Origin of the sequence: Bradyrhizobium sp. CCGUVB4N, from assembly GCF_024199945.1 — a bacterium.
Lineage (GTDB): Bacteria > Pseudomonadota > Alphaproteobacteria > Rhizobiales > Xanthobacteraceae > Bradyrhizobium.
This window is the reverse complement of sequence record NZ_JANADP010000001.1, coordinates 6651387-6671276: the sequence shown is the minus strand read 5'-3', so window position 1 is coordinate 6671276 and position 19890 is coordinate 6651387. Positions and strand designations below refer to the sequence as shown.

General features: G+C 65.5%; 18 protein-coding genes. 11 read left to right on the top strand and 7 right to left on the bottom strand.

The features are described 5' to 3' along the window. The 3 genes from lon to NLM31_RS30910 all read right to left on the bottom strand — a co-directional run bounded on the left by lon (position 1) and on the right by NLM31_RS30910 (position 3543). Positions 1-2394: an endopeptidase La gene (gene lon / locus NLM31_RS30920; protein ID WP_254194758.1), complete on the bottom strand. Its 2394-nt coding sequence runs from the start codon at positions 2392-2394 to the stop codon at positions 1-3. Between the two features lie 8 nt (positions 2395-2402). Further along, positions 2403-2786 carry an Hsp20/alpha crystallin family protein gene (locus NLM31_RS30915; protein ID WP_148771077.1) on the bottom strand — a complete coding sequence of 128 codons (384 nt, stop codon included), beginning with the start codon at positions 2784-2786 and terminating at the stop codon, positions 2403-2405. A gap of 187 nt (positions 2787-2973) precedes the next feature. Beyond that, a complete protein-coding gene (locus NLM31_RS30910; protein WP_254194757.1) occupies positions 2974-3543 on the bottom strand; it encodes a ferritin-like domain-containing protein in 570 nt (189 codons plus the stop codon). Positions 3544-3693: 150 nt separating this feature from the next. Here NLM31_RS30910 and NLM31_RS30905 point away from each other — a divergent pair, with 150 nt between their 5' ends. From NLM31_RS30905 to NLM31_RS30890, 4 genes are all read left to right on the top strand, one after another. Further along, a complete protein-coding gene (locus NLM31_RS30905; RefSeq protein ID WP_254194756.1) occupies positions 3694-4320 on the top strand; it encodes a MarC family protein in 627 nt (208 codons plus the stop codon). Between the two features lie 172 nt (positions 4321-4492). Continuing rightward, entirely contained in the window at positions 4493-5146 is a 654-nt protein-coding gene (locus tag NLM31_RS30900; protein ID WP_254194755.1) for a class II aldolase/adducin family protein, read from the top strand. 8 nt (positions 5147-5154) lie between these two features. After that, the gene (locus NLM31_RS30895) at positions 5155-6942 is read left to right on the top strand and encodes a chloride channel protein (protein ID WP_254132918.1); all 1788 of its coding nucleotides are present in this window, start codon (positions 5155-5157) and stop codon (positions 6940-6942) included. A 139-nt stretch (positions 6943-7081) separates the two neighbouring features. Continuing rightward, entirely contained in the window at positions 7082-8401 is a 1320-nt protein-coding gene (locus tag NLM31_RS30890; protein ID WP_254194754.1) for an alpha/beta hydrolase, read from the top strand. 7 nt (positions 8402-8408) lie between these two features. Here NLM31_RS30890 and NLM31_RS30885 read toward each other — a convergent pair whose 3' ends face one another. Continuing rightward, positions 8409-9647 (bottom strand): MFS transporter, encoded by a 1239-nt coding sequence (locus tag NLM31_RS30885; protein WP_375143595.1) that lies wholly within the window; start codon positions 9645-9647, stop codon positions 8409-8411. 278 nt (positions 9648-9925) lie between these two features. Between NLM31_RS30885 and NLM31_RS30880 the strand changes: the two genes are divergently transcribed. Next, positions 9926-10324 carry a hypothetical protein gene (locus NLM31_RS30880; protein ID WP_254132916.1) on the top strand — a complete coding sequence of 133 codons (399 nt, stop codon included), beginning with the start codon at positions 9926-9928 and terminating at the stop codon, positions 10322-10324. 286 nt (positions 10325-10610) lie between these two features. Here the strand turns inward: NLM31_RS30880 and NLM31_RS30875 are convergent, their stop codons facing one another. Next, on the bottom strand, positions 10611-10829 hold the full coding sequence (locus NLM31_RS30875) for a hypothetical protein (protein WP_254194753.1): 219 nt from the start codon (positions 10827-10829) through the stop codon (positions 10611-10613). Positions 10830-11074: 245 nt separating this feature from the next. On the opposite strand from NLM31_RS30875, the gene NLM31_RS30870 reads away from it, so the two are divergent. The 5 genes from NLM31_RS30870 to NLM31_RS30850 all read left to right on the top strand — a co-directional run bounded on the left by NLM31_RS30870 (position 11075) and on the right by NLM31_RS30850 (position 14737). After that, positions 11075-11353: a hypothetical protein gene (locus NLM31_RS30870; protein WP_254132914.1), complete on the top strand. Its 279-nt coding sequence runs from the start codon at positions 11075-11077 to the stop codon at positions 11351-11353. A gap of 99 nt (positions 11354-11452) precedes the next feature. Continuing rightward, positions 11453-11866 (top strand): DUF3830 family protein, encoded by a 414-nt coding sequence (locus NLM31_RS30865; RefSeq protein WP_027531871.1) that lies wholly within the window; start codon positions 11453-11455, stop codon positions 11864-11866. Further along, complete coding sequence (gene puuE / locus NLM31_RS30860) at positions 11867-12802, top strand: allantoinase PuuE (RefSeq protein WP_254132913.1); 936 nt, start codon at positions 11867-11869, stop codon at positions 12800-12802. It begins immediately after the preceding gene. Positions 12803-12809: 7 nt separating this feature from the next. Further along, on the top strand, positions 12810-13697 hold the full coding sequence (uraD, locus tag NLM31_RS30855; RefSeq protein ID WP_254132912.1) for a 2-oxo-4-hydroxy-4-carboxy-5-ureidoimidazoline decarboxylase: 888 nt from the start codon (positions 12810-12812) through the stop codon (positions 13695-13697). Positions 13698-13794: 97 nt separating this feature from the next. Then, positions 13795-14737 (top strand): IS630 family transposase gene (locus tag NLM31_RS30850; protein ID WP_254128247.1). Its coding sequence is split into 2 segments (ribosomal slippage): positions 13795-14133 and positions 14135-14737, totalling 942 coding nucleotides; the frame shifts between segments, so codons are not numbered across the junction. A gap of 22 nt (positions 14738-14759) precedes the next feature. Here NLM31_RS30850 and NLM31_RS30845 read toward each other — a convergent pair. Together NLM31_RS30845 and NLM31_RS30840 are read right to left on the bottom strand one after the other, a co-directional pair. After that, a complete protein-coding gene (locus tag NLM31_RS30845; protein WP_254132911.1) occupies positions 14760-17489 on the bottom strand; it encodes a molybdopterin cofactor-binding domain-containing protein in 2730 nt (909 codons plus the stop codon). Further along, complete coding sequence (locus NLM31_RS30840) at positions 17486-18313, bottom strand: FAD binding domain-containing protein (protein ID WP_254132910.1); 828 nt, start codon at positions 18311-18313, stop codon at positions 17486-17488. The genes NLM31_RS30845 and NLM31_RS30840 overlap by 4 nt, the downstream gene beginning before the upstream one ends. A 153-nt stretch (positions 18314-18466) precedes the next feature. On the opposite strand from NLM31_RS30840, the gene NLM31_RS30835 reads away from it, so the two are divergent. Next, positions 18467-19816 (top strand): 8-oxoguanine deaminase, encoded by a 1350-nt coding sequence (locus tag NLM31_RS30835; protein WP_254132909.1) that lies wholly within the window; start codon positions 18467-18469, stop codon positions 19814-19816. The last annotated feature ends 74 nt before the right edge of the window (positions 19817-19890 follow it).

The window sequence follows — 19890 nt, the reverse complement described above, 5'->3', positions numbered from 1 at the left end:
TCACTCCGCCGCTTCGATCTTCGCATCGACTTGGGCTTCCGCCGGCTCGAGCGCTGCGGCGATGGCTTCGTCGACGCGCTCCAGCCAGATGAATTCGAGCTTGTCCCGCGCGCTCTTCGGGATGTCGTCGTAATCCCGCTTGTTGCGCGCCGGCAGCATCACTCGCTTCAATCCGGCGGCGGCCGCAGCCACCACCTTCTCCTTGATGCCGCCGACCGGCAGCACCAACCCGCGCAGCGAGATCTCGCCGGTCATCGCCGTGTCGCTCCGCACCGTGCGGTTGGTGAGCAGTGACGTCAGCGCCGTGAACATCGCCACGCCCGCGCTCGGTCCGTCCTTCGGGGTCGCACCCGCCGGAACGTGAACGTGGATGTCGTTCTTCTCGAACACCGATTGATCGATGCCGAGCTGCGACGCCTTGCTCTTCACCAGCGTCATCGCCGCCTGCACGCTCTCGCGCATGACGTCGCCGAGCTGGCCGGTCAGGATCATCCCGCCGCGGCCGGGCACGCGCGAGGCCTCGATGAACAGGATGTCGCCGCCGACCGGCGTCCAGGCAAGGCCGGTGGCCACGCCCGGGATGCTGGTGCGCTGCGCGATCTCGCCTTCGAAGCGCGGCTGACCGAGCACGGTGCCGATGTCGTTCGGCGTCACCACGACCTTCGCAGCCGTGCCTTCGGCAACCTGCACCGCGGCATGGCGGAACACCTTGCCGATCTCGCGCTCGAGGTTACGCACGCCGGCCTCACGGGTGTAACCCTTGACGACCAGCTTCAGCGCCTCCGGCTCGATCTCGGCCTGCTCGGCCGTCAAGCCGTTGGCCTCCAGCTGCCGCCGCACCAGATAGCGCTTGGCGATCTCCAGCTTCTCTTCCTCGGTATAGCCGGCGAGGCTGATCAGCTCCATGCGGTCCAGCAGCGGACCCGGAATCTGGTCCAGCATGTTGGCCGTCGCGATGAACACCACGCGCGACAGGTCGAAGGGCACGCCCAGGTAATTGTCCCGGAACGTCCCGTTCTGCTCGGGGTCGAGCACCTCCAGCATGGCGGCAGAGGGATCGCCCTGCACGCCACGGCCCATCTTGTCGATCTCGTCCAGCATCATGACGCAATTGCGTGCGCCCGCCTTCTTGATGCCCTGGATGATGTTACCGGGCAGCGCGCCGATATAGGTGCGCCGGTGGCCGCGGATCTCGGCCTCGTCATGCACGCCGCCGAGGCTGACGCGCACGAAGGGGCGATCCATCGCGCGTGCGATGGACTGGCCGAGCGACGTCTTGCCGACGCCGGGCGGTCCGACGAAGCACAGGATCGGCGCCTTGCCCTGCGGCGCGAGCTTGCGCACCGCCAAATATTCGATGATCCGGCCCTTGATCTTCTCCAGGCCGAAATGATCGGCATCCAGGATGCGACGCGCTTCCTTGATGTCGATCGGCTTCTCCGCGGGCAGCGCCCACGGCAGCTCGATCAGCCAGTCGAGATAGGTGCGGACCATGCCGGATTCACCGGCGGCCTCGGGCATGCGCTCGTAGCGGCGCAGCTCCTTCTTGGCGTGGGCATCCGCTTCCGGCGGCATGTTGGCCTTGGCGATGGCAGCCGTCAGCTCGGCGACCTCGGCAGCCTTGCCGTCGCCTTCGCCCAGCTGGCGCTGAATGGTCGCCATCTGCTCGCGCAGGATCGCCTCGCGCTGCCGCTCGTTGAAAGAGGCCTTGGTCTTCTGGCCGATCTCATTGCTGATGCGCAGCACCTCCAGCCGCTCGGCCAGATGCTTCGACACCTTCTCGACGCGCAAAGCGAGGTCGATGGTCTCCAGCACCTCCTGCTTGTCCTGCGGCTTGATGTCCATGAACGAGGTCGCCAGATCGGCCAGCGCGCCGGGCGCGGTGGTGCTCTGGAACATCGCGACCAGCTCGGGCGGCGCCTGCGGCAGCAGCTCGACCGCCTCGATCGCCTGGCGCTGCAGGTTCAGCGCCCGCGCCTCGATCTCGGCCGACGACGTGGTCGGCTCCGGAATCTGCTGGAAGCGCGCAGCCAGGAACGGCGTCCCCGGCAGGAAGTCGAGGATGCGCGCGCGCTGCACGCCCTGGCAGACGATGTGATGCGTGCCGTCGGGCGCGGTGATGTAGCGCACGATGTTGGCGATGGTCGCGACCTTGTAGAGATCGTCCGGGCCGGGCTCGTCGGTCTCGGGGCTGCGCTGCAGGACGATGCCGATCGGCCGCTGCTCGCGCAGCGCCTGCTGCGCGGCGGCGACGGACTTCGGCCGCGCGATCGCGATCGGCGCGATGGCGCCGGGGAAGAGCACCATCTCGCGCACGGGGATGATGATCAGCGCGTCGTCGGGGATCTTCACGTCTGGATTGGTCTGTGCGGTATTCATCTGTTCGGTGGCCATGATCGACCTCAGGATTTGGCGAGGCGCAGTGCGACGCAGCCGTCCATCACGAAGCGGCTGATGGCGTAGCGGCCAAGGGGCAATGCGATGCGGCGCTCGAAGCGCCCCTGCGGCAGCTCGAGGCGGTGGATGCGGGCGTTGCGAAGCTCCGGCGGCAGCGTGCGCTGGCCGGAGATGATAAGCACGCCGTCCTGGATCACCGTCTCGACATTGTCCGGATTGACGCCGGGAAGCGCGACCAGGATCAAAAGCTCATGCTCGGTCTCGAGCACGTCGATCGGCGGCTCCCAGCAGGCTTCCTGACGGCCGAACTGCTGGCGCAGCCGTTCGCCGCGGGTCAGCTGGTCCAGGGCTTCGGACAGCATCCAGTCGAAGGGGTTTTTGGGTTGCATGGCAAAACTCGGGAAAGGCGCTGCGGTTGGAAAACGGGGATATGGTGATGGTTCCCGCAAATTCCAGCATCGCGCGTTCAGGGCATGTCTGGCCCTCGATCGAGACGAGGCCCTTGCGCTCAGACGCATCGACGCCGCGGAGATGTTCCGCGGCGCCGGAGGCAACAATTGGGCGGGATGGTCGGAATCAGGCGGCTTCGCGGTACTCGGCCTCCGCTTCGAGGTTGATGACCGACGTGGCAAGCTCGGTCAGGGTGTGGTCGGTGGCCTCTTCCTCGTCCAGCGTGTCCTGGAGGAGCCTTGCCGCCTCGGGCATGCCGAGCTCCTCGGCCCAGGTGCGCAGCGTGCCGTAACGGGAGATCTCGTAGTGCTCGACGGCCTGCGCCGCGGCGAGCAGGCCGGCGTCGAGGGCAGGGGCGTTCTTGAAATCCTTCATGATCTCGGCGCCCTCCTCGGTGATGCCGTTGATCGCCTCACACGGCTTGCCGCGCGCCGGCTTGTCCAGCATCTTGAAGATCTGCTCGAGCCGTTTGACCTGGCCCTGCGTCTCCCGCAGATGCTTGTTGAAGGCGGCGGCAAGGTCCTTCGAATGGGCGGCCTTGGCCATCTTCGGCAGCGTCTTGATGATCTTGTTCTCGGCGAAATAGATGTCTTTCAGCGTTTCCAGAAACAGGTCGCTGAGCATCTTAGGCGCCTGACGCGGGCGCCGCGATGCGGTCTTTTTCCTAGATGCACGTTTCTTTGCTTTCTTAGCCATGGATCCTCCTCATGAGGTGACACGGGAAGGCATGGCCTTCCTCAATCCTCACGCGATCAAGATCCGGGATCGGCAAATGTTCCTCGCGAAGGCGCCCGCGAGCAGCTATGGCTGGCTACGACAACCACGCTCGCCCGAGACGCCCAGCCCATGCTCGACTTCGCCCTGTCCGCCTTCGTGACGTTGTTGCTGGTGGTCGATCCCGTCGGCCTTGCGCCGGCGTTCCTGGCTGCGACCGGGGGCATGCCCGACAAGATCAAGCGGACGGTGGCGTTGCGCGCGCCCTTCATCGCGGCCTCGATCCTGATCGTGATTGCGCTCGTCGGAAATTGGCTGCTGCGCCAGCTCGGGATCGGCATCCCCGCGTTCCAGATCGCGGGCGGGCTGCTGCTGTTCGGCGTGTCCTACCAGATGATCTTCGGCGACCGGCCGCATCGCGAGGCGCGGGAGGCCGACAAGGCGACCGCGGAGCACGCCTCCGATGTCGCGGTGTTTCCGCTGGCCATTCCCATGATGGCCGGCCCCGGCGCGATCGCGACCACGCTGCTGCTGACGGGCAATGCCGGCTATGGGCCGAGGCTTGCGATCATCATCGCGGTCGTCCTCACGGTTTGCCTGATCTGCATGTTCTGCTTCATCTCGGCTCACCTGATCGCGCGGACGCTGGGGCGCACCGGTAATGCCGTGCTGTCACGCGTGCTCGGCATGCTGCTCGCGGCCTATTCGGTGCAGTTCGTGATCAACGGGATTGCGGCCGTCCGGGCCAGCCTGTCATAGGGCTGTGGCAATCTGTTAATCTGTTGATTTTACGACCTAATTCATGATGTGGCTGATCCGCCGGCAAGACGGCGCCTGAACAGGTCCGCTTTCGCTTGCACTGCCACATTGCTTTGACGTACTTCCCCTCTCAAGAAGCGCCCATCGCCAAGAAGGTCGAGATGAAATCGGGATGTCGATGACAGCGGACGAGCTCGACAAGAGACAGGCCATCATCGACGCCTGCCGCCGCATGAATGCGCTCGGCATCAACCAGGGCACGTCAGGCAATATCAGCCTGCGACACGGGGAGGGGCTGCTGATCACGCCCACGAGCCTGCCCTACGACACCATGACGCCGGACCAGATCGTCTTCATGGCGATGGACGGCTCGCATGCCCCCGGCCAGAAGCCGTCCAGCGAGTGGCGCTTCCATCTGGACATCCTGAAGGCGCGCGCCGACGTCAACGCCGTCGTGCACGCCCATCCGACCTATTGCACCATCCTGGCGATCATGGGCCTGGACATCCCGCCCGTGCACTACATGATCGCGGCCGCCGGCGGCGACAACATCCGCTGCGCGCCCTATGCCACTTTCGGTACGGCAGAGCTGTCCGAGCACGCGGTGCGCGCGCTCGTCGGCCGGCTCGCCTGCCTGCTTGACCATCACGGCATGATCGCGGTTGGCAAGACGCTCGACAAGGCGATGTGGCTCGCCGTCGAGGTCGAGACGCTGGCGCGGCAATATCACGGCTGTCTCCAGATCGGCAAACCGCCGCTGCTGTCGAGCGCCGAAATCGAGCGGGTCCGCCAGCGCATGGCCGGCTACGGCGTGTCGGACGGGTAGGGCGGCTGGTGTTCGCGCGGATCAGGCATATCGTCGACGGCAAGGGGACGAACCGCACCATGGTCCGGCTGCGCGCCCTTTTGCGCAGCAACGAGTTCTATTTGATCCCGCTGGCGCTCGTGATCGGCACGCTGGCCGGCGCGATCGTGACGCTGATGGCCGAGATCGCGCAGATCGCCCATGTCGTGATCTACGGCATCCCGATCGACGTGCGCCTCTCCGCCAACACCTATATCAACCCCTGGGCGGCGATGATCGCGCCGGCGCTTGGCGGCCTCGTGCTCGGCATCATGGAATGGTGGCGGCGGCGGTGGAAGATCTCCAGCGCGGTCGACCCGATCGAGGCCAATGCGCTGCGCGGCGGCAATCTGTCGATGCGCGACAGCGTGGTGGTGTCGAGCCAGACCTTGATCTCGAACGGCTGCGGTGCCTCGGTCGGACTCGAGGCCGGCTACACCCAGATCGGCTCGGGCATCGCCTCGCTGTTCGGCAAGTTCTTCAATCTCCGGCGCAACGATTTGCGCCTGATCGTGGGCTGCGGCGCGGCGGCGGCGATCGCGGCGGCCTTCGGCGCGCCGATCACCGGCGCCTTCTACGCCTGCGAGCTGATCGTCGGCGTCTATTCGGTCGGCAGCGCGGCCCCCATCCTGGCAGCCTCGCTCGCCGGCGCGCTGACCGCGCAATGGCTCGGTGGCGCGCCTTACTCCCTCGAAATCCCGAAGGTCAGCGCCGTCGGCGTCGAGCAATATCTGGCGCTGATCGGGCTTGCGCTCGTCACCAGCGGCGTCGGCATCGCCGTGATGCGCTCGTCCTCGATGTTCGAGCGGCTGTTCAAATGGCTGCCGGTCTGGCTGCGCCCGGTGATCGGCGGCCTCATCGTCGGCGGTTTCGCCATCGTCACGCCGCAGGTGCTGGCGGCGGGCCACGGCGCCATGGTGCTCGACCTCTTCCACGAGATGACGATCGGCCTGATCGCGATCATCATCGCGCTGAAGGTGACGGCCTGCCTGATCTCGCTGGCATCAGGTTTCCGTGGCGGGCTCTTTTTCGCCTCGCTGTTCGTCGGCAGCCTGATCGGGAAGTTTTTCTCGGCGGTGCTGCTGTTGATCAGTCCGAACTTCGTGATCGATCCGCTGGTGGCGATGCTGACCGGCATGGCGACGCTCGGCGTCGCCATCGTCGGCGGTCCCCTGACCATGTCGTTCCTCGTGCTCGAGATGACCCGCAATGTCGACGTCACCGCCGTGGTGCTGGCCGGCTGCATCGTCACCTCGATCTGCGTGCGCTTCATGTTCGGCCACTCGTTCTCGACTTGGCGCCTGCATCTGCGTGGCGAGACCATCCGCAGCGCCAACGACGTCGGCTGGCTGCGCAACCTCACCGTCGAGCGGCTGATGCGCTCCGACGTCGGCAAGGTGCCGTCGAGCACCACGATCGCCGCGACACGGCGGGAATTCGCACTGGGATCGCGGCCCGGCATCGTCATTGTCAACAATGCTGACGAATATGTGGGACTCGTGCTGCTGCCCGATTTGTTCTCCAGCGATCTCGACACCATCGCCGACGACATCCAGGTCATCGAGCTCGCGCGCCTGACTGAGATCGTGCTGATCCCGGAGATGAACGTGAAGAGCGCGATGGCGGTGTTCGACGAGGCGGAAGCCGAAATGCTGGCGGTGGTCGATTCAACCGACAGCCGCAAGGTGGTCGGTTTCCTGACCGAGACCTTCGCCCGCCGCCGCTATGTCGAGGAGATCGACAAGGCCACGCGCGGCGTGCTGGGCGCGTTGTCGTAAAGCGCGCGCCCCAGACAGATCAGGATGGCAAGTTGACGCTGGCACGCGCAGCGGACTTGCCAGATCGTTCACAACCTCTAGGCTAGGGATGGACGGCCGGGCCAGTGCCTTGGCCGCATTCAGCGACGAGGGACGTGCGATGTCGGACACGCTTCGCCTGTTGCTTGCCTTGCTCGAACTCGGGCCCCGGTTGAAGGATCTGCTGGGCGACAAATGGCCCGCTTACGGCGAGGAATTGCAGGAGCTCGCCGCGCGCGCCGGCCAGGGCGAGGATCCGGCCAAGCTTCGCCAGACGCTCGATCTCTTGGTCGTGCGGCTGCTCGCCGAGCCCCCGGCGATGGAACTCGTCGAACGCGTGATGGCAGACATGGCAGCGCCCGTTGCTACCAGGGAGACCGTGACCCGTCGCGGCCGCGTGTCGCCGCCCGTCGTCTCCGATACCGTCCGGCCGACCACGGATGAGACAACCGGCGTCGTCACCATCCCCGTCTTCTACGGCACTGATCGCGCCAGAGGCGACGACACGCCGGCGCATTATTTCAGCGGCGCGCGAGGCACGCTGTCCCTGGGCGTCGCAGAGGTCAGCGTGCCCACGCGCGGCCGCGACCTCGGCGAACTCACCAGCCCGAGCTGGTGGCGTCTCGAACTCTCGGCCAATCCCGAAAAGCACGTGATCCTCAAAACTGTCGCCGCGCTTGGCCGGGATGCCTTCGTCACGAGCCTGAAGGAGTCGCTTGCCGCTGCGAGCGAGCATGACGTCCTGATCTTCGTGCACGGCTACAACGTGACGTTCGAGGATGCGGCGCGGCGGGCCGGGCAGCTTGCAGTCGATCTGAAATTTGCAGGCCGGACGCTGCTGTACAGCTGGGCGTCGGCGGCCGACACCAAGAAATACACCGTGGACGAGAGCACGATCGACTGGTCGCGCGATCATTTCGAGGCGTTCCTCCAACTCGCGCTTGGCGAGGTCGGCGCCGGCAAGGTTCACATCATCGCCCACAGCATGGGCAATCGCGCGGTCATCAACACGCTCGAACGCGTCACCTCCTGGCAGTTGCCGGCCGGCGCCGCAAAGCTCGGCCAGATCATCTTCGCCGCGCCCGACATCGACCGCGATCGCTTCGTCCAGCTCGCCGCAAAATTCAAGGGTTGCGCGGCGCGTGTCACGCTCTATGCCTCGTCCCGCGATGTGGCGTTGCTGGCCTCGAAATTCGTGCACGGCTATCCCCGGGCAGGCGAGGCCGGCGATGCCCTGACGGTGGTCGACGGCATCGATACGATCGATGCGTCGCTGGTCGACACCAGCCTGGTCGGCCTGCATCACTCCTATTTCGGCGAGAAGCGTTCGATCCTCAACGACATGTTTAATCTGATCGTGCAGCAGCTCGCGCCCGACCAGCGCTTCGACCTCCAGGCCTCAGGCGATGCGCTCCGAAAGTACTGGAGCTACCGAGCCTAGAGGTCGCTTACTCGAGTTTGTCGACCTCGCGCAGCACCGGAAACAGCTTCATCCAGAGCAGCGCGATCGCGATGGTGCCGAGGCCGCCGAGCGCGGCGGCCGGCATCGCGCCGAGCAGCGCCGCCGCCATGCCGCTCTCGAACTCGCCGAGCTGGTTTGAGGCGTTGATGAACAGGAAGTTGACCGCGCCGACGCGGCCGCGCATCGCATCGGGCGTCGCCAACTGCACAAGCGCGACGCGGACGACGACGCTGATGGTGTCGGCGGCACCCATCGCGGCGAGCGCGATCACCGAGAGCCAGATGTTGCGCGACAGCGCGAACACGATGGTCGCGAGCCCGAAGGCGATCACCGCCTGGAACATTCGTAGACCTGCGCGCCGAGCGATCGGATGGCGTGCGATCACCGCGGTCATGCAGAGCGCGCCGACCGCGGGCGCTGCGCGCATCACGCCGAGCGCCCAGGGACCGGCCTGCAAGATGTCCTTGGCATAGATCGGCAGCAGCGCGGTGGCGCCGCCGAGCAGGACCGCAAACAGGTCGAGCGAGATCGTGCCGAGGATCGCCGGGTTGTTGCGCACGAAATGAAGGCCGGCGAAGAGTCCGTCGATGCTTTCGTGCTCGGAAGGCGCCGTTCGCTCGACACGGATCAGACCGCTGAGGCCGCAGGCGATCAGGGACAGCACTGCCATCAGCGTGAACGGCGCGCTCGGCGACAATGCATAGGCCAGGCCGCCAACGGCCGGGCCGCCGATGGTCGCGACCTGCCAGGTGCCGGTCGACAGCGCAGTCGCGCGTTGCAGCATGCCGTCAGGTGCAACAGCCGGCAGCAGCGCCGACGAGGCCGGAGCCTCAAAGGCGCCGCACAGTCCGAAGACGCCGAGTACGATGAAGATCTCGGGCGCGATCAACGTCCCCGTGAGCAGTCGCATGGCGAGGTAGCCGGCTGCCAGGCCCTGTGTCAGCTCGCAGAGCTGGACAATGCGGCGGCGGTCGTAGCGGTCGGCAGCGTGTCCGGCGACGAACACGAGCAGCGCGCTCGGAATGAACTGCACCAGACCGGCGAGGCCGAGATAGAAGGCGCTGCCGGTCAGCGCATAGATCTGCCAGCCCACGGCGACCGTGGCGACCTGATAGGAGAATTCCGACAGGGTGCGCGAGGCGATATAGAGCAGCAGTGGTGGGTGTCGCGACAGCGCGACCGGTGAAGACGAAAATGTGGAAGCTTGATCCAAGGGAATAGGCATTCATGGCAGGACGCGTCAGTCACGTTGAACCAAAAAAATAGCATCGATTCCGACGGCGTCGGTTGATGCGTTGGTTCACGTGAACGCTTACGGCGGCCGGAAAACGGCGCGCCTGTTCATTATCCGCTCAGGTTGAATGGAGCAAGCTGGATCGGGCGGTTCAGTTTACAATCGTTCAAAGCGTGGCAGATTGCCGCGATCACGAAACCATTTCAGTGCTTTGCGCATTATCTATCGTTTCCATATCTCCTTTTTGGGCGAGAGCAGAGGACGTTCAAATGAGTGACAAGTCCGTGAATTCGAAGGTCGGCCGCAGCACTGCGCTCGCCGCATTCGCCACTCTCGCCCTGGTCGCGGCGTCCGTATCGCCGTCGGCTGCTGCGTCCCCGACGCCGGCCAAGGCAACGGCCGCGGCGGCAGGGCAAGGCTCATCAAGCGCGACCGATTTCAGCGCCGCGCGACGTCACCGCTATTATCGGCGCGGACCGAGCGCCGCCGGCCTTGCCTTCATGGGCGCCGCGGCCGGCCTGATCGGAGGCGCGATCGCCGAGAGCCGGCGCCAGGACTACTACGACAATTATTACTATGGCGGCCCGCGCTATTATGGTGGCGGCCCGGGCTATTATGGGCCGGGCTACGGCTACTATGGCGGGCCACGCTACTACAATCCGTACTGACGGTTGCCCAACGGGCAAAACACCTGCACGGCCTGTCAACCTTCGCCGGTAAGGGGCGATCGTACGTTGTCACTGATCGCGAGCCGGGCTTGCAGTGGACGCGGCAGCGTCGGCACGAGAGGTGCGGGCAGGATGGGCAAAGCGACTTGTCCGCCGTAGCTCGAAGAGCGAGGGCGGAAGCGTGCCCACGCATTTTGCGTTTCATCACCGGAATCGTGGGCACGACGCTTCGCGCCGTTGCCCACCCTACGGCACTGCGCGTTGCAGCCGCTCTACGCCTCCACCATCACCGTCCCGCCGGCGCCGACATTGCGCCGTTGGCGTAGCGCGACCAGTCGGGGGCCGTTGGTTGCGATGGCCACATCGCTGCGTTGGAGTCGCGGGCCGATTGGCTGATGGGGGCGGGTTGCGCCTTGCGGACATGATGGCGGTCGCTCGCCGCAGCGGTCTGGACGGTGACGGCGGCGATCAGAGCAGCGCTGAGAATCGTGAAAGTCTTTTGCATGGTTGTTTCTCCCGTGACGACGTCCCGGTTGTCAGAAGTGTCATCGTCGTCACGCCTCACATGGCGATGCGGGCCGCCCGGCATCAGCAGCGCTGGCTTCACGATCGGTCGCGCCGCTTTCACGAAGGGGCGAGCAAGTTTTTTGGTCCCGGCTAAATATTCGGCAATCGCCCCACCGGGCCCGATGGACTTGACGGACGCAATCCGGTTGAATGGGGCCAATGACGGTTTAAGGCCCGACAACGATGTCGAAATATCTGCTGATCCTGCTGTTGATCGCGGCGCCGGCTGCGGCGCAGGTCAAATTGACTCCGAAAACCTCGGCGGCGCATCCCGACCCCTGCGCGCCGATCGGGCGCACGGCCGACGGCAAGCTGGTCTATTCCATGAAATGCGAGAACCTGCCGGCGCCCACGCCGCCCCCGCCGCAGGCGGAACTGAAGGAGGCTCCCGCACCGGCCGCGGAGCCCGAGCCGGAGGTGCGGCGGAGCGGACTGTTCGGCTGGTCTTACGACCGCAGGTGAGGGGCTCGGCGCCACTTGCGCGAAGCCCGCCGGAATGCTCTTTGCTTGCAGGTTCCCCGTGGGCCTCCGATCCCTTGGCCCCCGATCCAGAGAGATGAGATGAGCAAACTCGTTATCCGCGCAGGCGATTTCACCTTCGACGCCCGCTTCGAGGAGCAGGCGGCGCCCAAGACCGTCGCGGCGTTCCGCAAGGCGCTGCCGTTCGAGAGCCACATCATCCATGTGCGCTGGAGCGGCGAAGGCGTCTGGATGCCGCTCGGCGATCTCGACTTCGGCGTCGGCTACGAGAACCACACCAGCTATCCCGCGCCGGGCCAGATCATCCTCTATCCCGGCGGCATCAGCGAAACCGAGATCCTGATGGCCTATGGCGGCGTCCACTTCGCCAGCAAGATGGGCCAGCTCGCCGGCAATCACTTCATCACGGTGACCTCGGGCCTCGAGAACCTGGCGACGCTGGGCAAGAGCGTGCTGTGGAAGGGCGCGCTGCCGATCCGCTTCGAGGAAGTCTGAGTGACTGATAGCAGCTACCCGCGCGATCTCCGCGGTTACGGCCGCAATCCGCCGCATCCGCAATGGCCCGGCAACGCGCGGGTCGCGGTGCAGTTCGTCGTTAATTTCGAGGAAGGCGGCGAGAACAACATTTTGCACGGCGACCGCGCATCGGAAGCGTTCCTGTCCGACGTGCTGGGCGCGCAGCCTTGGCCCGGCCAGCGCCACGCCAATATCGAATCCATGTTCGAATATGGCTCGCGCGCCGGCTTCTGGCGGCTGTGGCGGATGTTCGATGAGCGGAAGTGGCCGACCACCGTGTTCGGCGTCGCCACGGCGCTGAAGCGCAATCCGGAAATCGTAGCTGCCATGAAGGAGTCCGGCTGGGACATCGCGAGCCACAGCCTGAAATGGATCGAGCACAAGGACATGACGGAAGCGCAGGAGCGCGCCGAGATTGCCGAGTCGATCCGCGTCCACACCGAGGCGACCGGATCGCGGCCGCTCGGCTGGTACACCGGGCGCTCCTCGATCAACACCAACCGGCTGCTGATGGAGGAGGGCGGCTTCCTCTATCTCTGCGATTCCTATGCCGACGATCTGCCCTATTGGGTCAAGGGCGCAAACGGCAAGCAGCTCATCATTCCCTATACGCTCGATGCCAACGACATGCGTTTCATCAACCCGCAAGGGTTTGCCGAAGGCGAGCAGTTCTACACCTATCTGAAAGATGCGTTCGACGTGCTCTATGCCGAAGGCGAGACCGCGCCGAAGATGATGTCGGTGGGGCTGCATTGCCGTCTCGCCGGCCGGCCCGGTCGCGCTGCTGGCCTGATCCGCTTTCTCGATTATATCGGCAAGCACGAGCGCGTCTGGGTGCCGACGCGGCTGCAGATCGCGCAGCATTGGCACGACAAGCATGCGCATCTTGCCGCCGATGCGTTCGGGATCGGGTAAAGTCACGATGGCGCAAATCTCGCTCGCCGACCTCAACGCTGCAAGCAAGGCCGACTTCGTCGCCGCGCTCGCCAACGTCGTCGAATATTCGCCCTGGATCGCCGAGCAGCTCGCAGCGCAGCGGCCGTTTGCCGGCGTCAACCAGCTGTATGCAGCACTGATTTCGGCGATACAGGCCGCCGAACCCGATGTGCAACTGGCACTGATCCGTGCGCATCCCGATCTCGCCAACAAGACCCAGCGCGCGGCGGGCCTGACGGCGGAATCCACCAGTGAGCAGAACAGCGCCGGCCTCGACCGGCTGTCGGAGGCGGAGTACGCCGCGTTCGAGCGCGTCAACAACGCCTATCGCGAGAAATTCGGTATCCCCTATATCGTCTGCGTGCGCCGTCACACCAAGGATTCCGTGCTGAGCGACTTCGAGGTGCGCCTGCGCAACATTGCCAAGACCGAGACGCGCCGCGCGATCGAGGAGATCGGCCGCATCTCGGCGCTGCGGCTCGATCAGCTCGTCGTCGCCGACGACAAGCTGAAGGTGCACGGCCGACTCTCGACCCACGTCCTGGACAATCACGCCGGCAAGCCCGCGCCGGGCATTCCCGTCGAGCTCGTCGAGCTCGCTGCGCTCGGCGAGAGCCGCGTCATCGCGCGCAGCGTCACCAATGCGGATGGCCGTACCGATCAACCGCTGATCGGCGGTCGCCCGCTGCCGATCGGCCGTTACGAGCTCCGCTTCCGCGTCGCCACATATTACGCCGAGCGCAACGTGCCGTTGTCAGATCCGCCGTTCCTCGACGAGATCCCGCTGCGCTTCGCGATCAGCGAACCGGAGGCGCACTATCACGTGCCGCTGCTGGTGACACCCTGGAGCTATTCGACGTATCGCGGGAGCTAGAGCGGTTTCCACTTTATGTGAATCGGAAGGGTACAGGGGATTCCCTCGGTCGCGCAAATCAGATTCGATTGCTCTGGCTTTAACGACGGGGCGAGCGATGGCGAAGGGATATTCGAAAGACCTGAGAGTGCGTGCGGTGGCACTTGTCGAAGACGGCGAGAGCAGACGGGAAGCCGCGCGCGTGCTCGGTCTCAGCGCCTCGACCGCGATCCGCTGGATCGAGCGCTGGACGAGGACGGGCAGTGTGGCGGCATTGCCCGGCACGGGCCAGAGCCGCTCTCCGCTCGAGGCGCATCGCCAGTGGCTGCTCAATCTCATCGCCGCGGAGCCGGACTTGACACTCGAAGAGATTCGCGCGCGGCTCAAGTCCGAGAAGCGGCTGAAAGTCGGGACGACATCGGTCTGGCGCTTCTACGAACGCCACGACATCACGTTCAAAAAAAACTCTGCACGCCGCTGAACAGGATCGCTCCGATGTCGCTGCCGCGCGCGCCGAGCTGAAGGCCGAGCAATCCAAGCTTGAAGCGCCGCGCCTCGTGTTCATCGACGAGACGGCGGTCACGACGAAGATGGTACGGCATTACGGCCGCTCACCGCGTGGCGAGCGTCTCGTTGCGAGCGTGCCGCACGGCCACTGGAAGACGCTGACACTCGTTGCCGCGCTGCGCATCGATGGCTTGACGGCGCCGTATGTCTTCGACGGGGCGATGGACGGGCCGTCATTCCTCGCTTATGTCGAGCAGATCCTCGCGCCGACGCTGCGCAAAAGAGACATCGTCTTCATGGACAATCTGCGTACCCACAAGATCGACGGCGTTCGCCAGGCGATCGAAGCGGTCGGCGCCAAGGTGCGCTATTTGCCGGCCTACTCGCCCGATCTCAACCCGATCGAAATGGCATTCTCGAAGCTGAAGACCGCGCTGCGCAAGGGCGCGGCACGCACCGTCAAGGCGCTCATGAAACTGATCGGCAAGCTCATGAAGACATTTGCGCCCGACCAGTGCGACAACTACTTTCGACATGCAGGATACGGGGCCTGATCCACATCAAGCGGAAAATGCTCTAGTCGTCGCCGAACTTGTCGTGCAGCGCCGGAAACAGCCGGTCCGGCTTGAACGGCGGTGCGGTGAAGCGGATGCCGGTGGCATCGGCAATCGCATTGCCGAGCGCGGCGGCGACCGGATTGTACGGGCTCTCGCTCATCGACTTCGCCCCTAACGGCCCGATCGTGTCGGACGTCTCGGCGAACAACACTTCCGTGCGTGGGACGTCCGCGAAGGACGGCAGGTGATAATCGCGGAACTTGGGATTGGTGACACGGCCGTTCGCGTCGATCACCATCTCCTCGTAGAGCGCCGCGCCGAGGGCCTGCGCAACGCCGCCCTCGACCTGGCCGCGGCACTGCATGGGATTGGCGACGACGCCCGCATCCGCGGCCTGCACGCTCCTGAGAATCCTGATCTCACCGGTGCCCTTGTTCACGGCGATGCGAAAGCCCTGCACGTTGAAGCCGACCGAGCGCGGCGTTCCCCCGGAATTGCCCTGCGCTGTGAGAGGACGGCCGGCTTCGCGCGAAAACTTCGCCAGTTCGGCAAAGGACATCCGCCGCACACCGCTGACGACGCACTCACCTTCGAGGGTGCAGGTCCCGGCGTCGCAAAGCCACGCGTCGGCAGCGACCGCCTTCAACTCGGTCGCAAGCTGCATGGCCGCGGCTTGCGTCGCCTTGCCTGCCACGAACGTGCCCGTGCTGCCATAGGCGCCGGTGTCGTGGCCGCCATGGGCGGTGTCGGATTGGCGCAGGCAGATCCGGTCGACGGTGGTGGCGAGAATTGTCGCCGCGATCTGCCGATGCACGGTGCTGGTGCCGTTGCCGAACTCGGCGGTGCCCACGGTGAGATCGAAGCTTCCGTCGTCGTTGAGCACGATCATTGCGTCCGCGATGTGGCCGGCGGGCGGCACCGTGTCGATCATGGTCAGCGCAATGCCGTCGCCGGTCAGCCAGTCAGCCGACAGCTCGGGCTGCGGGCCATCGGCCCGCATGGCGCGCTCGACGAGGTCGATGCATTGATCGAGCCCGTAGGAGCCGTAGAGCACGTCGTGATACTCCGACTCAGGCGGCGACAGCATGGGGTCGCCGGGCCTGACGATGTTGCGGCGGCGCATGTCGTAGGGGCTGATGCCAAGCTGCCTGGCGAGCTCGTCGATCGCGGCTTCCACCGCGATCACGGTCTGCGGCAAACCATAGCCGCGAAACGCACCCGATGGCACCGTGTTGGTGTAGACGACGTGACCGTCGACGCGCTTGTTCGGGCAGTTGTAGACGGCGATCGACTCGTTCACCGCGTGGAACATCACGGAGGGGCCGTGATTGCCGTAAGCGCCGGTGTTAGAGAGCACGTCGAGCTGCAGCGCGGTGAGCTTGCCGTCGGCATCGGCGCCGGCCTTGATGTGGACCCGCATCGGATGCCGTGTCGAGGTCGCGATGAACTGCTCCTCGCGGGTGAGCTCGAGCTTGACGGGTCGTCCCGTTTTCAGCGCGGCGAGTGCCAGGATATCCTCGACAAGCATCTCCTGCTTGCTGCCAAAACCGCCACCGACGCGCTCGCAGAACACGCGGACCTTGTCCATGGGAAGCTGGAAGATGTCCGACAGCGCGCGCCGGGTCAGAAACGGCACCTGTGTCGAGGTGCGAACGTTGAGGACGCCTGTATCGTCAAGCCAGGCGAGGCCGCCATGGGTCTCCAGCGCCGCGTGCTGCACGCGGTGGCTGTGAAAGGTGGCTTCGTAGGTCACTGCGGATGTAGCGAGGGCGGAAGCGACATCGCCGAACTCGCCGTGCGTCTCCGCGACGAGATTGCGCCGGGCATCAGCGACCCGGTTCGCCGTGGTGCGATCGGGATGAACAAGAGGCGCGCCCGGCATCATCGCCTGTTCAGCGTCGATCAGCGCAGGCAAGATCTCGTAATTGACCTTCAGCCGACGGCAGGCCTCCTCGGCAGCCCCCTCACTCTCGGCGACCACGGCCGCAACCTTCTGGCCGATGAAGCGGACGACGTCGTCGAGGATGCGGGTATCCTCGGGGTCCATCCAGTCCTTCTCGTGCCGCGCCGTCGAGATCAGCACCGACGGTGCATCCTCATGCGTGAGGATCGCGTGCACGCCAGGCACCGTCATCGCTACCGATCTGTCGATTGCGACGATTCGTGCGTGCGCGTGCGGCGAGCGCAGCAGCTTGATGTGCAGCAGGCCGTCGACCTCTGTGTCGAACGTGTAGCGCGCCTTGCCGCGGACGACGTCCGGGCCCGCGGGCGCCGGCAGGCTGCGGCCGAACGCGCCGCCGGCCTCGACGCTGTCCTCGACATTGGTCTTGCCGTGGATCGCATCCTCGATCGAGCGGTAGCCGGTGCAGCGGCAGATGTTGCCCTTCAGCGCAGCGCCGAGATCGGTGCGCTGCCCCTGGTTCAGCGAGGCGCAGGTCAGGATCATGCCGGCGGTGCAAAAGCCGCACTGGAACCCCTGCGCGTCGAGGAAGGCCTGCTGCATCGGGTGCGCGCCATGTTCGCCGCCGAGACCTTCGATGGTGGTGACCGAGCGGCCTTCCGCGCGAAACGCGGGGATCAGGCAGCTGTGCACGGGCTCGCCGTCGAGCAGCACGGTGCAGGCGCCGCAATCGCCGGCGTCGCAGCCCTTTTTCACCCCGAAATGACCGAGCTCGCGCAAGAACGTGCGGAGGCACTGGCCGGCGCGCGGCGCTTGCGGGAATTTCGCGCCATTGACCTCGACGCTCATGGCGGCGTTGCACCCAGGAGTTCGGCGCGGATCTCCTCTGCGAGCCGCAGCGTCATGTGCTTGCGCCAGAGCGGCTTGCCATGAATGTCGGTGTGATAGAGATCGTCGGTGATCTCCTCGCTGATTGCTGTGCGAAGTGCGGCCGCGTCGGGCGGCTTTGGAAACGACAACAGGACGGGGCGCACGGTCGATGCGGTCACGGTTAGCTTCAGCGCTCCGGCGCCATCGAGGCTCCCGATCAGAAGGGCCGCGGAGCGGCCGACCGGCGCGAGCGAGATCTGGCGAAACGCGGAGCGACGTTTCAGTGCAGCAAGCGGAATGTCGATCTGCCGCAGCAGGTCGCCCGGCGACAGGCGATTGCGCTGATTGCCCGTGACGAATTCGGCGACGGGAATCCTCTGCTCGCCGCCGCCGGCTTTCCAGATCGTGCAGACGCCGTCGAGTGCAGCGGTGAGCGAGATCATCGGCCCTGCCGGCAGCGACATGCAGAGATTGCCGCCCACGGTCGCCGTCTTCCAGATTTTGAAGGAGGCGAGAAACGCGCGGCAGCATTGACTGATCAGCGGTGCCGCGAGCCAGTCGGTCGGGCAGGGGAGCGCATCGAGTTGCGAGATGGTGCAGGTGGCGGCGATGGCGAGATGGCTCTCAGTGATCGCCAGCGCCGGCCATTTCAGGTCGGTGAGATCGATCAGTCGCGTGAGGTGGACTTGCGGCTCCGAGAACAGCCACGTGCCGCCCGCGAGCCAAGCATCACCTGGCGTCCAAACGGGCAAGTCGCCGCGCGTTTGCGGATGGGCGACCGCTGTGATGGTATTCAAGTCCATGGCTGCAACGACGCCTGCGCCGGGTGAATTTGTCCAAGGGAAAGTCTTGCAAGACCAGCGCCAAGTGGCAACAACAAGTCGCAGCAATAACGCCTTCGGGATGGCCTCTGCCTTGCAGGCCCTTCGTTAACGACGGCGAGGAGAAACAGGTTCATGAGCGACGCAAAGCCGATCTGGATCAGGAATCCCCTGGCCATCCTCGCCGACGGCGCCGCGGGCGGCATCGTCGTTAAGGATGGCCGTATCGTTGAACTCGTGCCGGCTGGCGGAACACCGGCAACTGCCGATGTCGGGGTGTTCGATGCGCGCGAGCACGTCGTGTTGCCGGGCCTCATCAACACCCACCATCATTTTTATCAGACATTGACGCGGGCGCTGCCGGCGGCGATGGACCGCGAGCTGTTTCCCTGGCTGCAGGCGCTCTATCCGGTGTGGGCGAAGCTGACGCCGGAGCGTCTCGAACTCGGCGTCACCGTTGCGATGTCCGAACTCCTGCTCTCGGGCTGTACCACCACGACCGATCATCACTACGTCTTCCCGGCAGGGCTTGAAGAATCCGTCGACATCGAGGTCGGCGTCGCCAAACGGCTCGGCATGCGCGTGCTGCTGACGCGTGGCTCGATGAACCTGTCGCAGCGCGATGGCGGCCTGCCGCCGGATAGCGTCGTGCAGGACGAGGACACGATCCTCGCCGACAGCGCGCGCGTCGTGGCAAAGCATCACCAGCGCGGTGCGGATGCGATGGTGCAGATTGCGCTGGCACCTTGCTCGCCGTTCTCGGTGACGACCTCGCTGATGCGCGCCACCGCCGACCTTGCCGACAAGCTCGACGTGCGCCTGCACACCCACCTCGCCGAGACCGAGGACGAGAACAGATTCTGCCAGCAGATGTATGGCTGTCGTCCGCTCGACTATCTCGAGCAATGCGGCTGGCTCAATGCGCGGACCTGGCTCGCTCACGGCATCTTTTTCAACGCCGACGAGATGACGCGCCTCGGCAAGGCGAAGACCACCATCAGCCATTGCGCGTGCAGCAATCAGTTGCTGGCCTCCGGCTGCTGCCCGGTGTGCGAGATGGAAGAGGCCGGTGTCGGCATCGGGCTCGGCGTGGACGGCTCGGCGTCCAACGACGGATCCAATCTGATGCAGGAGGTGCGTGCCGCCTTCCTGCTGCAGCGGGCGCGCTACGGCGTGACCAAGGTCAGCCACAAGGATGCGCTGCGCTGGGCCACCAAGGGCTCGGCCGCGTGCGTCGGTCGGCCGGAGCTCGGCGAGATCGCGGTCGGCAAAGCCGCCGACCTCGCTCTGTTCAGGCTGGACGAGCTGCGCTTTTCCGGCCACGGCGATGCCCTGGCTGCACTGGTGCTGTGCGGGGCTCATCGGGCCGATCGGGTGATGGTGGCGGGGAATTGGGCCGTGGTCGACGGCGCGATCCCGGGACTGGACGTCCCGGACCTCATCCGCCGGCATAGTTCCGCGGCGCGGGCGATGCACGCGGGGTGAAATAGAAGGAGGGGGCGACCACAAGTGCCGGGTGCTTCTGGCCACCCCCTCCGAACCTCCTCCGGGAGGAGCAG

Bases quoted from the DNA above. Each gene is read 5' to 3' on its own strand.
- NLM31_RS30900 (WP_254194755.1), top strand. From the start codon at position 4,493: ATGTCGATGACAGCGGACGAGCTCGACAAGAGACAGGCCATCATCGAC.
- NLM31_RS30875 (WP_254194753.1), bottom strand. From the start codon at position 10,829: ATGCAAAAGACTTTCACGATTCTCAGCGCTGCTCTGATCGCCGCCGTC.
- lon (WP_254194758.1), bottom strand. From the start codon at position 2,394: ATGGCCACCGAACAGATGAATACCGCACAGACCAATCCAGACGTGAAG.
- NLM31_RS30905 (WP_254194756.1), top strand. From the start codon at position 3,694: ATGCTCGACTTCGCCCTGTCCGCCTTCGTGACGTTGTTGCTGGTGGTC.
- NLM31_RS30910 (WP_254194757.1), bottom strand. From the start codon at position 3,543: ATGGCTAAGAAAGCAAAGAAACGTGCATCTAGGAAAAAGACCGCATCG.
- NLM31_RS30890 (WP_254194754.1), top strand. From the start codon at position 7,082: ATGTCGGACACGCTTCGCCTGTTGCTTGCCTTGCTCGAACTCGGGCCC.
- uraD (WP_254132912.1), top strand. From the start codon at position 12,810: ATGGCGCAAATCTCGCTCGCCGACCTCAACGCTGCAAGCAAGGCCGAC.
- NLM31_RS30880 (WP_254132916.1), top strand. From the start codon at position 9,926: ATGAGTGACAAGTCCGTGAATTCGAAGGTCGGCCGCAGCACTGCGCTC.
- NLM31_RS30885 (WP_375143595.1), bottom strand. From the start codon at position 9,647: ATGCCTATTCCCTTGGATCAAGCTTCCACATTTTCGTCTTCACCGGTC.
- NLM31_RS30840 (WP_254132910.1), bottom strand. From the start codon at position 18,313: ATGGACTTGAATACCATCACAGCGGTCGCCCATCCGCAAACGCGCGGC.
- NLM31_RS30865 (WP_027531871.1), top strand. From the start codon at position 11,453: ATGAGCAAACTCGTTATCCGCGCAGGCGATTTCACCTTCGACGCCCGC.
- NLM31_RS30845 (WP_254132911.1), bottom strand. From the start codon at position 17,489: ATGAGCGTCGAGGTCAATGGCGCGAAATTCCCGCAAGCGCCGCGCGCC.
- NLM31_RS30915 (WP_148771077.1), bottom strand. From the start codon at position 2,786: ATGCAACCCAAAAACCCCTTCGACTGGATGCTGTCCGAAGCCCTGGAC.
- NLM31_RS30870 (WP_254132914.1), top strand. From the start codon at position 11,075: ATGTCGAAATATCTGCTGATCCTGCTGTTGATCGCGGCGCCGGCTGCG.
- NLM31_RS30835 (WP_254132909.1), top strand. From the start codon at position 18,467: ATGAGCGACGCAAAGCCGATCTGGATCAGGAATCCCCTGGCCATCCTC.